The following is a 2,498-nucleotide window of genomic DNA, read 5'->3' on the forward strand; positions in this document are numbered from 1 at the left end:
GGGGTGCTCGTGGTCGCCGTCTCGTCAAGCGCTACCGTAACGCCGGTGGCGGCGACAGCCGTCACCTTCGGCCCGTCATCGTCGAAGACGATCTTGGCGCCGATGGCGAGCGACTGGCTGACTGTGTCGCCGTCGAAGTCGGTGACGGTGACCACCGCATTGATCTTGCCGGACAGGTTGACCGGCTCGTCATAAGAGCCGCCCGAACCGTTGCCGGCCAGCGGATGCTGCAGCGACAGATATTGTGCCGTCGAGATATGGCCGGTCTGGTCGACCGAGACCGCGAAGGCAATGGCGCCGCCGGGATTGGCCGTACCGTTCGCGTTGTCGACGCGGCCGACGATCAGATTGCCTTCCTTGAACAGCGAGATCTCGTGCCCGTCGGTCGTCTTCAGGCCCGAATCGGTGCCTGGCTCTGCAACCGCAAGGCTGAGCACGGCCGCGCGCGGCTCGTCCGTGCCGGGCAGCGAGCCGAACAGCACCACCGGCAGGTTGCCATGCGCATAGCCCAGGCTTGCCGGGCCCAGTCCAAGCGAATCGAACTGGTGCGCGACCGAGGCGCTGCTGGTGTCGTCGTTCTGGTTGCCCGCCGTCTCGTCATGCACGACCGACACGCCTGTCGCGGTGATGAACACCTGCGGCACGTCGTCGACCACGGTGACCGTCGCCTTGCCGGTCAGCGTGACCGTATCGCCGTCGCCGTCCTTGGCCTGGAACACCGAGCCGAGGTCGATGCCGGCCACGCTGCCGCTGCCCAGATGCGTTTGCAGCGCGGTGTTCTGGTCCGATGTTCCGGTCGGCGGTGTGACATGGTCGAGTTGGTCGAACTGGCGCACCACGAAGGCGCCGCTCGAGGCATTCAGCGTCACCGTCATCACGGTGCGGTCGCTAAGCCCGTTGTAAGCGCCGCTATGGTTGCTGTCGACAAAGCCGACCAGCGTGTTGCCCTGGATCGCCCAGCTCAGCTCGACGCCCTTCGACGACAGCCCGATGGCCGTCAGGTCTGCGGCCGCCGTGCCGGTGAAGCCGAAACCGCCGCCGGCGGCCGGGCCGTCGGCGCCGAAGTCGACAAGCCCGTTCAGCGAGCCGGATGCGATCGCCGCACCCAGCGGGAACTCCGTGCCCGAACCGTCGCCGGACCCGTCATAGGGCGAGGTTCCCTGCGACAGCAGGCTGGCAATGTCGTCCTCGTCGATCGTCACCGGGGCGGCATGGCCGCTCAGGACCTTCGGCCCGTCGTCTTCGAAGATGATCTTGGCGCCGATGGCGAGCGACTGGCTGACTGTGTCGCCGTCGAAGTCGGTGACAGTGACCACCGCATTGATCTTGTCCGACAGGTTGACCGGCTCATCATAAGAGCCGGCCGAACCGTTGCCGGCCAGCGGATGCTGCAGCGACAGATATTGTGCCGTCGAGATATGGCCGGTCTGGTCGACCGAGACCGCGAAGGCGACAGCGCCCTTGTCGTTGGGTGTGCCATTGTTGTTGTCGACGCGGCCGACAATCAGATTGCCTTCCTTGAACAGCGAGATCTCGTGCCCGTCGGTCGTCTTCAGGCCCGAATCCGTGCCCGGCGCCGCGACCGAAAGGCTGAGCACCGCCACGCGCGGCTCGTCCGTGCCGAACAGCGACCCGAACAGCACCACCGGCTGGCTGCCATGCGCATAGCCCAGGCTTGCCGTACCCAGTCCAAGCGAATCGAACTGGTGTGCGACCGAGGCGCTGCTGGTGTCGTCGTTCTGGTTGCCCGCCGTCTCGTCATGCACGACCGACACGCTGGTCGCCGCGATGAACACCTGCGGCACGTCGTCGACCACGGTGACGGTCGCCTTGCCGGTCAGCGTGACCGTATCGCCGTCGCCGTCCTTGGCCTGGAACACCGAACCGAGGTCGATGCCGGAAACGCTGCCGCCGCCCAGATGCGTCTGCAGCGCGGTGTTCTGGTCCGATGTTCCGGCCGCCGGCGCGACATGGTCGAGCTGGTCGAACTGGCGTACCACAAAGGCGCCGCTCGAGGCGTTCAGCGTCACCGTCATCACGGTGCGGTCGCCAAACGGGTTGTAAGCGCCGTTGTGGTTGCTGTCGGCAAAGCCGACCAGCGTGTTGCCCTGGACCATCCAGCTCAGCTCGGCGCCCTTCGACGACAGCCCGATCGCCGTCAGGTCTGCGGCCGCCGTGCCGGTGAAGCCGAAACCGCCGCCGGCGGCCGGGCCGTCGGCGCCGAAGTCGACAAGCCCGTTCAGCGAGCCGGATGCGATCGCCGCACCCAGCGGGAACTCCGTGCCCGAACCGTCGCCGGATCCGTCATAGGGCGAGGTACCCTGCGACCAGGGGCTGAATATGTCGTCCTCGTCGATCGTCACCGGTGCGGCATGGCCGCTCAGGACCTTCGGCCCGTCGTCCTCGAAGACGACAGTCTGAGAGATGTCGGCGCTTTGTGTGACGTGGTCGCCGTCGCCATCGGTCGCCGTCACGGTGACCGAGACCGAGCCGGCGCC

The 2,498-nt window shown here is 66.9% G+C and carries 1 protein-coding gene; it reads right to left on the minus strand.

What is annotated here, in order from left to right; translation table 11 throughout:
• Positions 1-2,498 (minus strand): DUF5801 repeats-in-toxin domain-containing protein (locus tag FJ940_RS28590; protein WP_210242434.1); only part of this gene is annotated, 2,498 nt, incomplete at both ends.

Origin of the sequence: Mesorhizobium sp. B2-3-7 (genome assembly GCF_006442695.1) — a bacterium.
Lineage (GTDB): Bacteria > Pseudomonadota > Alphaproteobacteria > Rhizobiales > Rhizobiaceae > Mesorhizobium.